Consider the following 15,701-nt stretch of genomic DNA (forward strand, 5'->3'; position numbering starts at 1 on the left):
GCGGGTGAACGACGAAGAAATCCGCCGCGTGCTCGGCCTGCTCTACCAGGAGGACACGCTGCGCGCCCTGGCGGCGCTCGTGCTCGGCCAGGACGCCGCCTCCCCCGACGCGCTCGCCCGGCTGGAGCGGGGCGGCCTCGCCGAGCGCGACGCCGGCGGGAGCTGGCGGGCGCGGCCGGAGCGGTTCAAGGAACTGCTCAAGAGCGTGGCGCCGGAGCCGGTCAAGCTCACCGGCGAGGAGCGCGTGCTGCGGACCTTCCTGGTGGACGGGCGGCTGCGCGAGATGCCGATGAAGCACGAGAAGCGCATGGTGGTGCTCCGGTACATCTCCCAGGTCTTCGAGCCCGGGGTGCGGTATCCGGAGAAGGAGGTCAACGTGGCGTTGCGGGCCTTCCACGACGACTACGCGGCGCTGCGGCGCTACCTCATCGACGCCGAGCTGCTGTCGCGGGAGGACAACGTGTACTGGCGCAGCGGCGGGCCCACCTCGCTCTGATCGTCGCTCTAGTCGCCCGGGCGGATCGGCGGGAGCGGGCGCAGGATCGCCCGCCGGGTGCCGGTCAGCCCGGCCAGCCATTTCTCGTCGTAGGCGTAGCCGTACCGGCTGGAGCCCCACACCGGGCCGTAACGGTAGATGACGACGCGGCGTTCGCCGGGGTTGGTCCGGGTGGCGCCGCCGTGCAGGAGCGCGTCCACGAACAGCAGCGCGTCGCCCGCCCGCAGGTGCATCGGCTCCGCGCCGGGCAACTCCTCCATGGGCAGGTGCGCCAGCGGGTGCGGCAGGTTCGCCTTGTGCGAGCCCGGGACCAGCATCGTCGGGCCGTCGCCCGGGCCGACGTCGGTCAGGGCCAGGATGATGTTGACCATGCCGCAGCGGAAGGCGCCGTGCGCGTAGCCGTACTGGTTGCGCAGCGCCGCCCGGTGGCCGCCGGAGTGCAGCGGGTGGCGGCCGCCTGGGCCTCGGGCGGAGGCGATCGACTCGTCGATGAAGACGCCTTCGACGTAGCTGCCCTGCTCGCCGGCGAACCTGGTGACCAGCGGGAGCCAGCTCGGGTGGTCGATCAGCTCCTCGAACGGCTCGCCCGCGGCGACCGCCTGGTGGAGCTCGAAGCCGGTCTCGGGGGTGTAGTCGCGGCGTTGCGCGCCGCGGTGCCACTCGCCGCGGGCCAGGTGGCGGGGGAAGGCGTCGAACTCGGCGTTCAGCCGGGCCAGCAGCCCGGGCTCCACCGCGCGGCGCAGGACCAGGTAGCCGGTCAGGTCGAACAGGAAGTCCGCCAGCGGCCCGTCGAGGACAGGGCCGCTCGGGTGGGGTTCTGCGGTCACTCTCGCACTGTCGCCCGGCCGGCGGGCGGCGGCAAGGGCGGGAGCGGGGTCAGCCGCCCGAGACGTCCGACTCCTCGCTCACCACGGCGTCGTCCTGGTCGTCCAGCCAGCCCTCGGGCAGCAGCACCTTCGACCGCTCCCCCGACTTGCCGCGCGGGGTGTCGGTGTTCGGCGGCCACGGCTGGTCGCCGTCGACCCGGGCCAGGATCTCGCGCATCCGCTCGATCGACTCCGCCGCGGTCAGCTCCCGGCGCAGGTCGCCCCCGACGGTGAAGCCCTTCAGGTACCAGCCCACGTGCTTGCGGAAGTCCACGACCGCCGCGCGCTCGCCGCCCAGCGACCACACCAGCGCCTCGGCGTGCCGGACCATCACCTCGGCCACCTCGCCGAGCGTCGGCCGGGCCCGCTCGGCGCTGCCGTTGAAGGCGTTCTCCAGGTCGCGGAAGAGCCACGGCCGGCCGAGGCAGCCGCGTCCCACCACCACGCCGTCGCAGCCGGTCTCGGCCACCATGCGCAGGGCGTCGTCGGCGCACCAGATGTCCCCGTTGCCGAGCACCGGGATCTCGGTGACCACTTCCTTCAGCCGGGCGATGCGGCTCCAGTCGGCGGTGCCGCCGTAGTGCTGCCTCGCCGTACGGGCGTGGAGCGCGACCGCGGCCACGCCCTCCTCCTGCGCGATCCGGCCGGCGTCGAGGTAGGTCAGGTGGTCCTCGTCGATGCCGGTGCGCATCTTGATCGTCACCGGCAGCGGCCCGGCGTTCGCCACCGCGCTGCGCAGGATCCGGCGCAGCAAATTCCTCTTGTACGGCAGGGCGGACCCGCCCCCGCGCCGCGTCACCTTGGGCACCGGGCAGCCGAAGTTGAGGTCGACGTGGTCGGCGAGGTCCTCCTCGACGATCATGCGCACCGCGCGGCCGACCGTGTCCGGGTCGACGCCGTAGAGCTGGATGCTGCGCGGCGACTCCTCCGGCCGGAACCGGATCATCCGCATCGTCTTCGGGTTCCGCTCCACCAGCGCGCGGGTGGTGATCATCTCGCACACGTAGAGCCCGGCGCCCTGCTCGCGGCAGATCACCCGGAACGCCGCGTTCGTGATGCCCGCCATCGGCGCCAGCACCACCGGCGGCCACACCTCAATCGGCCCAATCTTCACTCCCACAGTTGTAGCGCAGCTCCGGTCGTGAGCGTTATTCGCGGCTACTCTTGGTCGTGATGCTTCTACGACTGCGGCTCACCCTCCCCGACCGGCCAGGCTCGCTCGGGCACGTGGCCCGCGCCCTGGGCGGCGCCGGAGCAGACATCACGCAGCTCACCGTCCTGGAGCGCGGCGCCGGGCGCGCGATCGACGACCTCACCGTCTTCTGCCCGGACGGCACCTCCCGCGAGTCGCTGGCCAAGTCGCTGGAGAGCGTCGACGGGGTGAGCGTCGACGGCGTCTGGCCCACCCGAGAGGCGCCGGGCACCTATCCCGAGCTGGAGATCCTGAAGTACATCACCACGGCGGGCGAGCGCGGGCTGACCACCCTGATCGACTCGCTGCCCGTGCTGTTCAGCGCCGACTGGGCGGCCGTCGTCACCGACCGCGCCGTCTACTCGAGCTGGCGGGCCCCGCGCGAGGTGCCCATCCCCGCCGAGGTCCCGCCCCGGCCGGTGGCCGCCACCCTGGACGGCGGCCTGCACGCGGTCACCGCCCCGCTGCCGCCGCTGGCCCTCACCCTCCTGCTGGCCCGCACCGAGGGACCGGCCTTCCACCGGATCGAGGTGCACCGGCTCACCCGGATCCTGGAGATCTTCCTGTCCCTCCCGGCCACCGAACGCGCCCTGACCCGCCAGCCCCGGACCTGACCCCGGCACGAGGAGCGGACACGAGGACCCTCCGGAGTCGGGTAAAGTATTCACTGCGGCAACGCGCGGAAGTGGCTCAGGGGTAGAGCATCACCTTGCCAAGGTGAGGGTCGCGGGTTCGAATCCCGTCTTCCGCTCTGCGTCAGGTGAGACCTCTGGTCTCCGGTGACGTTGGGACGATTAGCTCAGCGGGAGAGCGCTTCCCTGACACGGAAGAGGTCACTGGTTCAATCCCAGTATCGTCCACGGCAAGCCCCAGCATCGGGATTGGACCCCCGAGGCTGGGGCTTTTCGCTGTGCGCGTGGCACCCCCGCGTTCGGGGGCGATGTCACAGTTCGGCAGGATGGCTCGTCCCATGGGACAGCCGCGGCCGACAGAGGGAGTTGCCGAGATCATGACCAGCGGATCCACCGGCGGGCGGCCACCCGAGACGTCCGGTGCACCGGCGGCGCCTGAGCCGGCTGCGATCGCGGGTGAGCGGCGGCATCTGACGAACCTGGCCTACCGGCTGCTGGGGTCGCTGGCCGACGCCGAGGACGTGGTGCAGGAGACCTACGCCCGCTGGTACGCCATGACCCCGCAGGAGCAGGCGGCCATCCAGGTGCCGGCCGCGTGGCTGACGAAGGTGGCGGGGCGGATCTGTCTCGACGTGCTGGGCTCGGCCCGAGTACGGCGGGAGCGGTATGTCGGCGAGTGGGTGCCCGAGCCGCTGCCGGACGGCACGGAGTGGGTGAGCGGGCGGCTGGGCGGCGCGGCGGTGGACCCGGCCGACTCGGTGACGCTGGACGAGTCGCTCACCATGGCCTTCCTCGTCGTGCTGGAGGCGATGACCCCGGCAGAGCGGGTGGCGTTCGTGCTGCACGACGTGTTCCGCTACTCCTTCGCCGAGATCGGGGAGATCGTCGGGCGTAGCGAGGAGGCCTGCCGCCGGCTGGCCTCCTCGGCGCGGCGCCGGGTACGGCAGGAGCACGCGCCGGGGGTGCCGGTGGCCCGGCAGGCCGAGGTCGTGCGGGAGTTCAAGCAGGCGTGGGAGGCCAAGGACATCGGGGCGCTGGTCGGGCTGCTCGATCCCCGCGCCCTGGCGGTCGCCGACGGCGGCGGCGTGGTCAGCGCGGTGCTCAAGCCGATCGAGGGCGGCGAGCGGATCGCCCGCTACGCGGTCGGGCTCACCGAGCTGGCGCCGGGGCTGGAGCTGCTGGAGCACGTGGTCAACGGGCGGCCCGGGCTGGTGCTGCGGCGGGAAGGGGTGACCGTGGCGGTCATGGCCTTCGAGCTGGCCGGCGACCGCATCACGCGGCTCTGGGCGGTGCGCAACCCGGAGAAGTTGCGGTCGTGGACGAGCGAGCCGGCCTGACCGCGGTGCACCGGCCCGGCGAACGGCCCGACCGCGGCTCACCGGCCGGGCGGGCGAGCATGACCACCGTTCACCGGCCGGCTGTGTCGCTCTGGATCGGCTGCGCCGTACCGGCCAGGTAGTCGGGCCGGGTGACCGCGAAGACGCGGGCCCGGATGTCGTAGGCCGGGACGACGGTGACGCGGTCCTCGCGCATCCCGAGCTTGGTCATGATGCGGGCCGAGGCGTGGTTGTCGACGTGGCAGATGCTGACCACGCGGTCCAGCCCCGCCTCGGTGAAGCCGAAGCGCAACGCCGCACGCGCGGCCTCGGTGGCCAGGCCCTGACCCCAGAACGCGCGCCCGAAGCGCCAGCCGATCTCGACCGCGGGCAGGATCTCCGGCAGGAAGAGCGGGACGGACAGGCCGGTCCACCCGGCCAGTTCCCCGCTGTCGCGGTGCTCGACGGCGAACAGGCCGAAGCCGCGTTCGTCCCAGCCCTGCTCCATGCGCGCGATGGTCTCCGCGGTCTGCTCGCGGGTGCGGACCGAGCCGTCGCCGATGAACCGCATCACCTCGGGGTCGGCGTCGATCGCGGCCAGCGCGTCGAGGTCGCTCTCCCGCCAGCGGCGCAGGATCAGCCGCTCGGTGCCCAGTTCCATCGTGCTCTCCCCCTCGGTGCGGTTGCCCCGACACTTTAGAGGGAGCCGCGTGACATCACGATTCCGGGCGCTGCGTCGTCAAAGGGGATGAAGCACCCGACCGCATGAGGAGCCCCCGTGTTCTTGCGCATTGTGATCATCCTGCAGACCGTCGCGCTGTTCGCGGCGCCGGTCACCGCCGGGCTGATGTTGTCCACGTCCTACGGGCACTACTGGCACAGCGGCGCGTCCTACACCGTCTTCGTGATCGCCGTGGTGCACCTGGTCACCGCGGTCCTGGCTTGGCGGCCGGGCGGCGGCTCGCCGAAGCCGATCCGGTTCGCCGCCGTGTTCCTGGCCTTCACGCTGGCGCAGGTGGCGCTGGGTCTCGCGCACGTCACCGTCGTGCACGTGCCGCTGGGCGTGCTGATGTTCGCCTTCAGCCTGCTGCACCTCAGCCGGGTCCTGGCCGAGCGCCGCGGCGCGGGGGACCAGGTCACGGCCACCGCGCGGGGCTGAGTAGCATCGCCGCGTAACGCGTCCATCCGTCCCGCCGAGGAGCCCCGCATGAGCCTTCCCCCCGCCCGCAGCGCCGCCCGGCGCAAGGCCGACACGCTGCACCGGCTGGAGCACGACGTGGACGCGTGGATCGCGACGGCCGGAGCGGAGGGCGGCGAGCCGTACCTGGTGCCGCTGTCGTTCCTGTGGGACGGCCGCGAGCTGCTGATCTCGACGGCGGCCGCCGCGCCGACCTCGCGCAACCTGCTGGCGGGCGGGAAGGTCCGGATCGGCCTCGGCCTGACGCGGGACGTGATCCTGGTCGAGGGCGTGGCCGAGGCCTTCCCGGCCACCGAGATCTCCGCCGAGGAGGGGGACGCGTTCGCGGTCAAGACCGGGTTCGACCCCCGCGAGCTGAGCAGCCCCTACACCTACTTCCGCGTCCGGCCCGAGACGATCCAGGCCTGGCGGGAGGTCAACGAGCTGGCCGGCCGCGTGCTGATGCGCGACGGGCGCTGGCTCGTGGACTAGGCCCGGCCGCTCACCCGCCCAGGCGGACGAGCATCTTGCCGGTGTTGGCCCCGCGCAACATGCCGAGGAAGGCGTCCACCGCGTGGTCGAGGCCGTGGACCACGGTCTCCTCGGCGTGCAGGTTCCAGCCGGCGGCCCGCTGGGCGTATTCGCCGGCCAGGTGGCGGAAGTCGCCGACCAGGAAGCCGCGCAGCGTGAGCCGCTTGCCGACGGCCAGGCCGAGGTTGTTCGGCCCGGGCACCGGCTCGGTGGCGTTGTAGACGGAGATCGCCCCGCACAACGCGACCCGGCCGTGCACCCGCAGGGCCGAGAGCGCGGCCTGGAGGTGGTCGCCGCCGACGTTGTCGAAGTAGACGTCGATGCCCTCGGGCGCGGCGGCGCGCAGTTGCCCGGGCAGGTCGCCCGCGCGGTAGTCGATCGCCGCGTCGTAGCCGAACTCGTTCAGCAGCTTCTTGGCCTTCTCCGGCCCGCCCGCCGAGCCGACGACGCGCGAGGCGCCCAGGCGGCGGGCGATCTGGCCGGCCAGCGAGCCGACCGCGCCCGCGGCGCCGGAGACGAACACCACGTCACCGTCATGCACCGGGGCGACCTGAGTGAGCCCGGCATAGGCCGTCAGCCCGGTCATGCCGAGCACGCCCAGGTAGGCCTGCGGCGGCGCGAGGCTGGTGTCGAGGACGCGGGCGGCCCCGGCGTCGAGCAGGGCGTGGCTGCGCCAGCCGTACCCGTGCAGGACGGTCGCGCCGACCGGCACGTTGGCCGCCTCCGAGCGCACGACGGTGCCGACCGCGCCGCCCTCCATCGGCTGGCCGAGCTGGAACGGCGGCACGTAGGAGGGCACGTCGTCCATCCGGCCGCGCATGTACGGATCGACCGACATCCAGTCGTTGCGCACCAGGATCTGACCGTGGCCGGGATCGGGCAGCTTGGTCTCGACCAGCGAGAAGTCGGCGGGCGTCGGCTCGCCCACGGGACGGGCGACGAGCAGGATCTCCCGGCTGGACACGGGCATGGCGCGGCTCCTTCGGTTGCGTGGGCCCCTCCACGGTGCTCCGGCGCGGGCGCGCTGGCAACGCGACGCGGCGGTCGCTTACCAGCCGTTTGCGGCGCGCCCGGCCTCACACCGAGGGTTGGGCAGGTTGTGCGAAGATCGTCCTGGGTTACGCTGCGGCGAAGACCCCTGGCCGAAGGATCGGATCCCATGCGCGATCACCTGTCCGCCTTCCTCCCCGGCACGGGCCGCCGCAACCCGCGCGCGGCCTTCAGCTCCGACGCCCCGCGCCTCGACCTCGGCGGGCCGTGGCGCTTCCGGCTGTCGCCGACCGCCGAGGGCGAGCCCCTGACCGCCGACTTCTCCGGCTGGGACGAGCTGCCGGTGCCGTCGATGTGGCAGCTCCACAGGTACGGCAAGCCCGCCTACACCAACGTGAACTACCCCTTCCCCATCGAGCCGCCGCACGTCCCGGACGCGAACCCGACCGGCGACTACCGGCGCGAGTTCGACCTGCCGGCCGGCTGGGCGGGGCGGGCGGCGGTGCTGCGCTTCGAGGGAGTCGACTCGTGCTTCACCGCCTGGCTGAACGGCGTGGAGCTCGGCTTCTCGACGGGCAGCCGGTTGCCGGTCGAGTTCGAGGTCGCCCCACGCGAGGGCCGCAACGTGCTGGCGGTCCGGGTGCACCAGTGGTCGCCGGGCAGCTACCTGGAGGACCAGGACATGTGGTGGCTGTCGGGCATCTTCCGCGAGGTGACGCTGCTGGCCCGGCCGGTGCTGGACGACTTCTTCGTGCACGCCGGCTTCGACCCGGCGACCGGGCTGGGGGCGTTGCGGGTGGAGTGCGCGACGCCGGGGGCCGTGGTGTCCGTGCCGGAGCTGGGGCTGCATGCCGTACCGGCCGGGGAGGAACGCACGGCGGCGGTCGAGCCGTGGTCGGCGGAGCGGCCGCGGCTCTACGACGCGACGCTGGCGGGCGGCGGCGAGACGGTACGGCTGCGCATCGGGTTCCGGCGGGTCTCGGTCGAGGGCGGGGTGCTGATGGTGAACGGGCGGCCGGTGCTGCTGCGGGGCGTCAACCGGCACGAGTTCCACCCGCGCACCGGCCGCACGCTCGACGAGGCGACCATGCGGGCCGACCTCGAGCTGATGAAGCAGCACAACGTCAACGCGGTGCGGACCAGCCACTACCCGCCGCACCCGCGCTTCCTGGAGCTGTGCGACGAGTACGGGATGTGGGTGATCGACGAGTGCGACCTGGAGACGCACGGGTTCGCGGTCGTGGGCTGGCGGGACAATCCGAGCGCGGATCCGCGCTGGCGGGAGGCGTATCTCGACCGGATGGCGCGGATGGTCGAGCGGGACAAGAACCGGCCGTCGGTGATCATGTGGTCGCTCGGCAACGAGTCGGGAACCGGGGACAACCTGCGGGCGATGGCGGAGTGGGCGCGGGAGCGGGATCCGTCGCGGCCGATCCACTACGAGCACGACCTCGAATCCGGATATGTCGATATCTACAGCCGGATGTACGCCTCGGTGGCGGAGGTCGAGCTGATCGGGCGGCGGGAGGAGGCGCCGCTCGACGACCCGGCGGCCGACGCGCGGCGGCGGGGGTTGCCGTTCGTGTTGTGCGAGTACGCGCACGCGATGGGGAACGGGCCCGGCGGGCTCGGCGAGTACCAGGAGCTCTTCGAGCGGTATCCGCGGCTGGCCGGCGGATTCGTCTGGGAGTGGATCGATCATGGGCTGGCTCATCCGGTGTACGGCTTCGCCTACGGCGGGGACTTCGGGGAGGAGCTGCATGACGGGAACTTCGTCACCGACGGACTGGTGTTTCCCGATCGCAGGCCTTCGCCGGGGTTGGTGGAGTTCAAGAAGGTCGTCGAGCCGGTGCGGATCGAGGTGCGGGACGGGGTGGCGGTGATCTCGAACCGGTACGACTTCGCCGACCTCTCGCACCTGGTCTTTCGGTGGAGGGTCGAGGAGGAGGGGGTGGAGGTCGCCTCGGGGGTGCTCGACCTGCCGGGGGTGGTGGCCGCCGGGGCGACGGCCGAGGTCTCCCTACCGGACTTTCCCGATATTTCACGAGAAAGCTGGGTGACCGTGCGGGCCGAGCTCGCCCAGGACGAGCCCTGGGCCCCGGCCGGCCACGAGGTCGCCTGGGGCCAGGCCCAGCTCGACCCGGGCCCCGACCCGGCCGCCCCGCCCGGTGCCGGACCTCGGGAGTGGCCCGGTGGGGCGGTGTTCGAGCCGGCCACGGGGCGGTTGGCGCGGCTTGGAGAGCTCGACCTCGACGGGCCGCGGCTGGAACTGTGGCGGGCGCCCACGGACAACGACCGCCTGTCCCCCGACGCCTGGAACTGGCGAGCCGCCGGGCTCGACCGCCTGCACGAACGCGTCCTGGAGCAGACCCGCACCGACACCGGCCTCACCATACGAACCCGGACGGCCGCGGCCGCCCACGACCGCGCCATGCTCGCCGCCTACCACTGGACAGCCGCCGAGCACGGCCTCCACCTGACCGTCGAGATCACGCCCACCGGCGACTGGGAGACCTTCCCCCTCCCCCGCCTGGGCCTCCGGCTCACCCTGCCCGGGGACGTCTCCACCGTCGAGTGGTTCGGCCGCGGCCCCGGCGAGGCGTACGCCGACTCCTGCCGCGCCGCCCGCGTGGGCAGGTTCCGCGCCACCGTCGAGGAGCTCCAGACCCCGTACGTGCTGCCCCAGGAGAACGGCAGCCGGGCCGACGTCCGCTGGGCCGAACTGCGCACCCCCGGCGGCACCGGCCTGCGGGTGCGGGGTGTCGACCGGTTCGCGCTCACCGTGCGGCGGTGGAGCACCGAGGCGCTCGACCGGGCGAGGCACCGCACCGACCTGGTGCCGGACGACCGGGTGCACGTCAACCTCGATCTGGCCCAGCACGGTCTGGGGTCGGCCTCGTGCGGGCCGGGCGTCCTGCCGCGGCACCGGCTGAGCGCCCGTCCAGCCGTCCTCCGCCTGCTGTTCGAGCCGCTCCGCCCCTGAGGGGCTCCCGGTCAGCGGGCCGCGTCGAGGCGGGCCCGCTGGTCGGCGGTCAGCTCCAGGTCCACCGCCGCGAGGTTCTCCTCCAGTTGCGCCACCGAGGAGGCCCCGGCCAGCGGAATGATCGGGAACGGCCCGCCGATCTGCCAGGCCAGCACGACCTGCCCCGGCGTCGCGCCGGTCTCCTTGGCGACCTCCCGCAGCACCGCCAGCCGCGCCGCCGTACCCGGGTGCTCGTAGTCGTACGGCAGAGCCTTGTCCTCGCGGGCGTAGACCCCGCCGAGCAGCGGCGAGTACGCGACCAGGGTCAGCTCCGGCTCGGCGCGCAGGTAGCTCAGCAGTTCGGCGCCCGCGTGCCCGAGGCTCCCGTCCTCGAAGATCGTCTCAGGCACGTCGAACCGCGGCCGCAGCAGGCTGTGCTGGTACTGCAGCACCTCGTAGCCCGCCACCCCCGCCGCCTTGGCCAGCGCCCGGGCCCGCTCGACCCGCCAGATGGCGTGGTTGCTCACCCCGAGCAGCCCCACCGTGCCCTCCTCGACCAGCGCGCCGAACCCGGCCACCGTCTCCTCGAGGTCGACCGCGCGGTCCTCGATGTGCGCGTACAGCAGGTCGATGCGCTCCACGCCCAGCCGCTCGCGGCTGCGCTCGGCCGACTCCCTGATCATCGCTGCGGACAGGCCTTCGGCGTTGTCGGTGTAGCTCGTCCCCGGCGCGAGCGGACGGGCGCCGAGCTTGGTCGCGATGACCACCTCGTCGCCGATCCCCCGGCTGCGCCGCCAGCGGCCCAGCAGTTCCTCGCTCTGCCCGCCCTGCCCGCCGTCGTGCCAGAAGGCGTAGTTGTCGGAGGTGTCGATGAAGGTGCCGCCCGCCTCGACGTAGCGGTCGAGGATGGCGAAGGAGGTCTGCTCGTCGGTGAAGCTGCCGAAGAGCATCGCCCCGAGCGCCAGGACGCTGACGTCGCGACGGGTCTCCGGGGTGGTGCCGATGCTGCGATATTTCATGGCTGGGAGTGTGGATCCTGGAGTGCACTCCAGGTCAAGCGGCGAACTAATCGAACTAGTGATCTAATTCCTCTAGCGGTCTGACACCTCGCCTTACTACGATCTTGCTACCCGCCCCCCGGGGTTCGTCCAAGGGAAGAGAGATCGCCTATGAGGCGTGCAGTGATCGCGCTGGGAACCGGCTTGAGCCTGGCGGCTTCGGCCCTCACCGCCACACCGGCCCAGGCCACGGGCGTGTGGATCGAGCCGCTGGCCCCCATGCCGGCCGAAGCGCAGGCGGTCGCGAGGTTCTGGCTCGGCGACGGCGGGGCCAACCTGGCGGCGGCCACGCCGTACACCGTCCGGAGCGCGGTCGGCGCGGAACGCGCGGCGGCCGAGATCGTCCCGGACGGCAAGCCCGGGACCGTCCCCGCCACGGAGGCGCTCGACCCGCCCAAGGGCAAGACCCCGACCACCACGGGGAAGGTGTACTTCCTCGGCAGCGACCTGCGGCCGCACTGGTGCGCCGGCACCTCGCTGCAGGCCAACTACCGCAACCTCGTGGCCACCGCCGGGCACTGCCTGCTCGACGTCGAGGCCCCGATGGGCTCGCTCGGCAAGTGGGTCTTCGTCCCGGACCAGGCCGACGACACGGCGCCGCTCGGCGTGTACGTCGGCAAGCAGGCGAGCGTGCCGGCCGCCTACGAGAGTTCCAGGACACCGGCCCTGGACTTCGCCTTCGTCACCGTGTTCGACCGGGTCAGCCTCGCGCCGGGCGACGTGCTGGTCAGCGGCGGACGGCTGGGCGACAACGCCGGCAGCCAGGGCTTCGCCTGGAACCAGCCGCTCGGCGAGCGGCGGGACGTCTTCGACCACTCCGGCGGGCGGGCGGACGGCTCGACGTTCACCGTGAGCAGGCCGGGCCGGCCCGAGGAGCGGATGGTCGGCATCGGCACGCCGGACGCCGGTTTCCCCGGCTCCTCGTGGCTGGCGCGGTACTCGCCCGGCAGCCGCCTCGGCCACCTCGACGGTGTCACCTCCGGCGTCGCCGACCTCGACGGTGACGGCATCCCCGACACCGCGGTGGCGGCCTACTTCGGCGCCGCGGCGGTCGAGGCCTACCAGGCGGCCCGCAACACCGCCAGCGGCCGGATGATCTGATCCCCGGCTTCCGGCCGGACCACCTGACAACGGGGCCAGGTGGTCCGGCCGGTCAGCGGACGCCGCGGGGACGGAACTGGATGCTGATCCGGGGGCCGACCGCGGCCGAGGACTTGGGGATGGCGTGTTCCCAGGTGCGCTGGCAACTGCCGCCCATGACGATGAGGTCGCCGTGCCCGAGGTCGTAGCGCAGCGAGGCCCCGCCGCCGCGGGGACGCAGGTGCAGGGCGCGCGGGGCGCCGACGGAGACGATGGCGACCATGGTGTCCTCGGCGCCGCCCCGGCCGATGGTGTCGCCGTGCCAGGCGACGCTGTCGCGGCCGTCGCGGTAGAAGCACAGGCCGGCGGTGACGAACGGCTCGCCGAGCTCGTGCTCGTAGTGCGCGTTGAGCGCCTGGCGGGCCTCGTCGAGCGCGGGGTCGGGCAGCGCCTCGCCCTCGCGGTAGAACTTCAGCAGGCGCGGGACGTCGACCACGCGGTCGTACATGCGGCGGCGCTCGGCCTGCCAGGGCACGTCGGCGGCCAGCCGCTCGTAGAGCGCGTCGGCGCCCGACATCCAGGCCGGGCGCAGGTCGATCCAGGCGCCGTGGTCGAGGGTGATCCTGCGCACGGCCGGGCCGAGCTCCCCCGGCGCGGTCGGCGTGTCGAGGTCGAGCAGCGAAGCCTGGAACATGCAATCGAGTATACGTTCGAAACGGCGGTGGCGGTCAATCCGGTAACGTCTCGGGCGTGCTAGGACGTTACATGGCCGGAGCCGTCGCCGCCCGGACCGGGAACGAGATGGCCGGACCCGCGTTATTGCTGCTCGGGCTGGCGGTGACCGGATCGGCCTCGGCCGGGGCGTCGCTGCTGGCCGGGCTGACCGTCTCGGCGGCGGTGGGCGGGCCGCTCCTCGGGGTCTTCCTCGACCGGGTGCGGCGGCCCGGTCTGGTGCTCGCGGCGAGCATGGGCGGGTACGCCGCCGGGCTCGCGATCATCGTCGCGGGCGTGGGACGGCTGCCGCACGGCGTCCTGGTCGGGGTGGCGGTGCTGGCCGGGCTGCTCGGACCCGCGCTGGCCGGCGGGTGGACGGCCCAGCTTCCGCTGGTCGCCGAGCCCGCCCGGCTGCCCAGGGCCAACGCGCTCGACGCGATGACCTACAACGTGGCCGGGCTCGCCGGTCCGGCCGTCGTGGGCGCCTTGGCCTCGGTGGCCGGGGCGCAGGTGGCCGCCCTGAGCGCCCTCGCGCTCGTGCTGGCGGCCGTGGGCGGTGCCTGGTCCCTCCCGAAACGTCGCCCGCCGGACGCCGACGAGGCGGCGCCCGCCTCGAAGGGCGTGCTGCGGGAGCTGACCGCCGGTTTCGTGGCCATCGCCCGGCCCGGCTCGTTGCGGCGCGCCACGGTGGTCTCGATGATCTCGATGGGCGGCGTCGCCATGCTCGTGGTCGCCGCGCCGCTGCTGGGCCAGCGGCTGACCGGCCAGACCGGGCACGGGGCGCTGCTGCTCGCGGTGGTCGCGGTGGCGGGCCTGGCCGCCAACGGGGTGCTCGCCAGGCGGACCTTCGACCCCGACCGGGTGCTCCTGCTGTCCACGCTGGTGATCGCCGCCGCGCTGGGGCTGGCCGCGGTGGCGCAGTCGATGCCGGTGGCGATCCTGGCCGCGGTGCTGGCCGGGGTGGGCGAGGGCCCGCAACTGACCGCCCTGTTCGCGGTACGGCACCGCGAGGCCCCGGCGCACCTGCGCAGCCAGATCTTCACCACCGGAGCCAGCTTGAAGATCACCTCGTTCGCGCTGGGCTCGGCCGCGGCCGGGCCGCTGGTGGACCGGTCGGTCGAGGCCGCCCTGCTGGCCGGGGCCGGGATCATGCTCCTGGCGGCCCTCGCCTACGCCCTGCTGTCCCCCCGCTCCTGACGCCCGGCTAGCCGCCGCGCGCGGCCCGGTGGGCGGCGACCCGTTCGCGGGTGGCGCAGCGGCTGCTGCAGTAGCGCCGCGCGCTCCCGCCCCCGAGGTCGAGGTACGGCCGCCCGCACGAGCGGGCCGAGCAGAGCCCGCCCGGCAGCCGCTGCAGGTCGGCCAGGAGCACCGCCAGCGCCATCGCCGAGGCGGAGGCGAACCACTGCGCCCACCCCGCCGAGGGCGTGTCCACGTGTAGGTGCCACGCGGCGGACCCGTCGTGGTCGGTCAGCCGGGGCGGCCGGGCGTGCTCGGCGAACAGGCCGTTGAGCAGCCGGGCCGCCTCGGGCACGCCGGGGGCGGCGAAGACCTCCACGATCCGCTCGGCCACCTGCCGGAGCGCCGCCAGGTCGGCGACGGAGACCGGGTCCGCCTCGCCGTACCTGCGCAGGATCTCCGGGACGCGCTCCGGCTCGCGCAGCAACGCCCACGACAGATCGGCGGCGCGGGCGGCCATGACCCGGGTCGAGTGAACCTCCACCCGGCCAAGCTAGCCGCCGCAGGCGGCGAAGGTGTAGCTGTCGGTGCGGAGCCGGTAGCGGTCGCGGAGCTTGAGCTTGCCGGTGAGCACGTCGAGCCGGTGGACCGACATGATCGACGGCCGGTCGTCCCTGGCGTGGACGAGGTGGACGGTGACCTCGTTCACCCCGGTCCAGTCGAGGGCGTGCAGGTCGTGCCCGGCGGGCAGCTTGACCGGCACGCGGGAGGTGACCACGTCGGTCCTGGTGTCGTACAGGACCAGTTCGGGCCGGTCGCCCGTGACGAGGCTGGCGGTGGTGCGCCCGTCGGCGGCCAGGGCCTCGGGGCTGTTGGCGGCGACGAGCTGCGGCGGGGAGACGTCGGCCAGCCGCTGGCCGGTGTCGGTGTAGACGCGCAGGTCGTAGGTGCCCTCGTCGCCGTCGTAGGAGGTCAGCACCTCGTCGCCGTCGCCGCTGAAGTCGACGAAGGTCTCGGCGCCGGGCACGGTGCCGAGCCGGCGGCCGGTGGCGGTGTCGAAGAGGCGGGTGGCCCGCGGCTTCTCGTCGCCGAAGACGGCCGCGAGCCGGGAGCCGTCGCCGGACAGGTGCAGGGTGATGGAGTACTGGGCGATCCGCGGCAGGGCGTCCCCGGGCAGGAGCCGGACGCCGCCGCCGACCGTGCGGACCGCCAGCCGGCCCTGCCGGGTGAGGTAGGCGATCTTCAGGCCGTCGCCGCTCACCGCCAGCGGCGCGGCCTGGTACACCGAGGACTTGCCGTCGGCCTCGCGGGCGACGACCGCGGCGTCCTTGAGCAGGCGCGTCCGCCCGTCGTGCGTGGTCAGCTGCCAGAAGCCGCAGGGGTGGTAGGCGTCGTCGTCGCCGCAGCCCTTGACCGAGGCGTAGCGGACCGCGTCGTGCGCGGGCGAGGCCTGGGCCGGCACGGCCAGCAGGCCAAGCGCCAGCGCGGCGGTGAGGAGGATCTTCATGGCC

At 73.5% G+C, this 15,701-nt stretch carries 16 protein-coding genes and 2 tRNA genes; 10 read left to right on the forward strand and 8 right to left on the reverse strand.

The window, feature by feature from the left end:
• Positions 1 to 4 precede the first annotated feature (4 nt).
• A complete protein-coding gene (locus ACIBG7_RS20535) occupies positions 5 to 496 on the forward strand; it encodes a DUF2087 domain-containing protein (protein ID WP_357928130.1) in 492 nt (163 codons plus the stop codon).
• An 8-nt stretch (positions 497 to 504) separates the two neighbouring features.
• Here ACIBG7_RS20535 and ACIBG7_RS20540 read toward each other — a convergent pair whose 3' ends face one another.
• Together ACIBG7_RS20540 and dusB are read right to left on the reverse strand one after the other, a co-directional pair.
• Positions 505 to 1,323 (reverse strand): phytanoyl-CoA dioxygenase family protein, encoded by an 819-nt coding sequence (locus tag ACIBG7_RS20540; protein WP_397337247.1) that lies wholly within the window; start codon positions 1,321 to 1,323, stop codon positions 505 to 507.
• A gap of 49 nt (positions 1,324 to 1,372) precedes the next feature.
• Positions 1,373 to 2,476, reverse strand: a complete 1,104-nt coding sequence (gene dusB / locus ACIBG7_RS20545) for a tRNA dihydrouridine synthase DusB (RefSeq protein WP_357928133.1) — start codon at positions 2,474 to 2,476, stop codon at positions 1,373 to 1,375.
• Positions 2,477 to 2,535: 59 nt separating this feature from the next.
• On the opposite strand from dusB, the gene ACIBG7_RS20550 reads away from it, so the two are divergent.
• From ACIBG7_RS20550 to sigJ, 4 genes are all read left to right on the forward strand, one after another.
• A complete protein-coding gene (locus ACIBG7_RS20550; RefSeq protein ID WP_357928135.1) occupies positions 2,536 to 3,168 on the forward strand; it encodes an ACT domain-containing protein in 633 nt (210 codons plus the stop codon).
• Between the two features lie 65 nt (positions 3,169 to 3,233).
• Positions 3,234 to 3,305: transfer RNA gene (locus ACIBG7_RS20555), tRNA-Gly, on the forward strand.
• Between the two features lie 37 nt (positions 3,306 to 3,342).
• Positions 3,343 to 3,414: transfer RNA gene (locus tag ACIBG7_RS20560), tRNA-Val, on the forward strand.
• Between the two features lie 149 nt (positions 3,415 to 3,563).
• Positions 3,564 to 4,523, forward strand: coding sequence for an RNA polymerase sigma factor SigJ (sigJ, locus tag ACIBG7_RS20565; protein ID WP_397337248.1), 960 nt, complete (start codon positions 3,564 to 3,566; stop codon positions 4,521 to 4,523).
• Between the two features lie 70 nt (positions 4,524 to 4,593).
• Here sigJ and ACIBG7_RS20570 read toward each other — a convergent pair whose 3' ends face one another.
• The gene (locus ACIBG7_RS20570; RefSeq protein WP_357928137.1) at positions 4,594 to 5,163 is read right to left on the reverse strand and encodes a GNAT family N-acetyltransferase; all 570 of its coding nucleotides are present in this window, start codon (positions 5,161 to 5,163) and stop codon (positions 4,594 to 4,596) included.
• Between the two features lie 117 nt (positions 5,164 to 5,280).
• On the opposite strand from ACIBG7_RS20570, the gene ACIBG7_RS20575 reads away from it, so the two are divergent.
• Both ACIBG7_RS20575 and ACIBG7_RS20580 read left to right on the forward strand, forming a co-directional pair.
• Complete coding sequence (locus tag ACIBG7_RS20575) at positions 5,281 to 5,661, forward strand: hypothetical protein (RefSeq protein WP_357928139.1); 381 nt, start codon at positions 5,281 to 5,283, stop codon at positions 5,659 to 5,661.
• Between the two features lie 48 nt (positions 5,662 to 5,709).
• Positions 5,710 to 6,171, forward strand: a complete 462-nt coding sequence (locus ACIBG7_RS20580; protein WP_357928141.1) for a pyridoxamine 5'-phosphate oxidase family protein — start codon at positions 5,710 to 5,712, stop codon at positions 6,169 to 6,171.
• 10 nt (positions 6,172 to 6,181) lie between these two features.
• Here ACIBG7_RS20580 and ACIBG7_RS20585 read toward each other — a convergent pair whose 3' ends face one another.
• A complete protein-coding gene (locus ACIBG7_RS20585; protein WP_357928142.1) occupies positions 6,182 to 7,180 on the reverse strand; it encodes an NADP-dependent oxidoreductase in 999 nt (332 codons plus the stop codon).
• A gap of 189 nt (positions 7,181 to 7,369) precedes the next feature.
• Between ACIBG7_RS20585 and ACIBG7_RS20590 the strand changes: the two genes are divergently transcribed.
• On the forward strand, positions 7,370 to 10,183 hold the full coding sequence (locus ACIBG7_RS20590) for a glycoside hydrolase family 2 TIM barrel-domain containing protein (RefSeq protein WP_397337250.1): 2,814 nt from the start codon (positions 7,370 to 7,372) through the stop codon (positions 10,181 to 10,183).
• Between the two features lie 11 nt (positions 10,184 to 10,194).
• Here ACIBG7_RS20590 and ACIBG7_RS20595 read toward each other — a convergent pair whose 3' ends face one another.
• A complete protein-coding gene (locus ACIBG7_RS20595; RefSeq protein WP_397337251.1) occupies positions 10,195 to 11,181 on the reverse strand; it encodes an aldo/keto reductase in 987 nt (328 codons plus the stop codon).
• 150 nt (positions 11,182 to 11,331) lie between these two features.
• Here ACIBG7_RS20595 and ACIBG7_RS20600 point away from each other — a divergent pair, with 150 nt between their 5' ends.
• Entirely contained in the window at positions 11,332 to 12,321 is a 990-nt protein-coding gene (locus tag ACIBG7_RS20600) for a hypothetical protein (protein WP_397337252.1), read from the forward strand.
• 52 nt (positions 12,322 to 12,373) lie between these two features.
• On the opposite strand, the gene ACIBG7_RS20605 is transcribed toward ACIBG7_RS20600, so the two are convergent.
• Entirely contained in the window at positions 12,374 to 12,994 is a 621-nt protein-coding gene (locus tag ACIBG7_RS20605) for an alpha-ketoglutarate-dependent dioxygenase AlkB (RefSeq protein WP_397337253.1), read from the reverse strand.
• Positions 12,995 to 13,050: 56 nt separating this feature from the next.
• On the opposite strand from ACIBG7_RS20605, the gene ACIBG7_RS20610 reads away from it, so the two are divergent.
• Positions 13,051 to 14,211 carry an MFS transporter gene (locus ACIBG7_RS20610; protein ID WP_397337254.1) on the forward strand — a complete coding sequence of 387 codons (1,161 nt, stop codon included), beginning with the start codon at positions 13,051 to 13,053 and terminating at the stop codon, positions 14,209 to 14,211.
• A gap of 7 nt (positions 14,212 to 14,218) precedes the next feature.
• On the opposite strand, the gene ACIBG7_RS20615 is transcribed toward ACIBG7_RS20610, so the two are convergent.
• Both ACIBG7_RS20615 and ACIBG7_RS20620 read right to left on the reverse strand, forming a co-directional pair.
• Positions 14,219 to 14,734 carry a CGNR zinc finger domain-containing protein gene (locus ACIBG7_RS20615; RefSeq protein ID WP_357928153.1) on the reverse strand — a complete coding sequence of 172 codons (516 nt, stop codon included), beginning with the start codon at positions 14,732 to 14,734 and terminating at the stop codon, positions 14,219 to 14,221.
• 9 nt (positions 14,735 to 14,743) lie between these two features.
• On the reverse strand, positions 14,744 to 15,697 hold the full coding sequence (locus ACIBG7_RS20620) for a hypothetical protein (RefSeq protein ID WP_397337255.1): 954 nt from the start codon (positions 15,695 to 15,697) through the stop codon (positions 14,744 to 14,746).
• Positions 15,698 to 15,701 lie beyond the last annotated feature (4 nt).

Origin of the sequence: Nonomuraea sp. NPDC050328 (assembly GCF_044459405.1) — a bacterium.
Taxonomy (GTDB): domain Bacteria; phylum Actinomycetota; class Actinomycetes; order Streptosporangiales; family Streptosporangiaceae; genus Nonomuraea.

Coding starts and splice junctions, on each gene's coding strand:
- ACIBG7_RS20585 (WP_357928142.1), bottom strand. CDS start 7,180: ATGCCCGTGTCCAGCCGGGAGATCCTGCTCGTCGCCCGTCCCGTGGGC.
- ACIBG7_RS20580 (WP_357928141.1), top strand. CDS start 5,710: ATGAGCCTTCCCCCCGCCCGCAGCGCCGCCCGGCGCAAGGCCGACACG.
- ACIBG7_RS20595 (WP_397337251.1), bottom strand. CDS start 11,181: ATGAAATATCGCAGCATCGGCACCACCCCGGAGACCCGTCGCGACGTC.
- ACIBG7_RS20600 (WP_397337252.1), top strand. CDS start 11,332: ATGAGGCGTGCAGTGATCGCGCTGGGAACCGGCTTGAGCCTGGCGGCT.
- sigJ (WP_397337248.1), top strand. CDS start 3,564: ATGACCAGCGGATCCACCGGCGGGCGGCCACCCGAGACGTCCGGTGCA.
- ACIBG7_RS20590 (WP_397337250.1), top strand. CDS start 7,370: ATGCGCGATCACCTGTCCGCCTTCCTCCCCGGCACGGGCCGCCGCAAC.
- ACIBG7_RS20550 (WP_357928135.1), top strand. CDS start 2,536: ATGCTTCTACGACTGCGGCTCACCCTCCCCGACCGGCCAGGCTCGCTC.
- ACIBG7_RS20605 (WP_397337253.1), bottom strand. CDS start 12,994: ATGTTCCAGGCTTCGCTGCTCGACCTCGACACGCCGACCGCGCCGGGG.
- ACIBG7_RS20570 (WP_357928137.1), bottom strand. CDS start 5,163: ATGGAACTGGGCACCGAGCGGCTGATCCTGCGCCGCTGGCGGGAGAGC.
- ACIBG7_RS20620 (WP_397337255.1), bottom strand. CDS start 15,697: ATGAAGATCCTCCTCACCGCCGCGCTGGCGCTTGGCCTGCTGGCCGTG.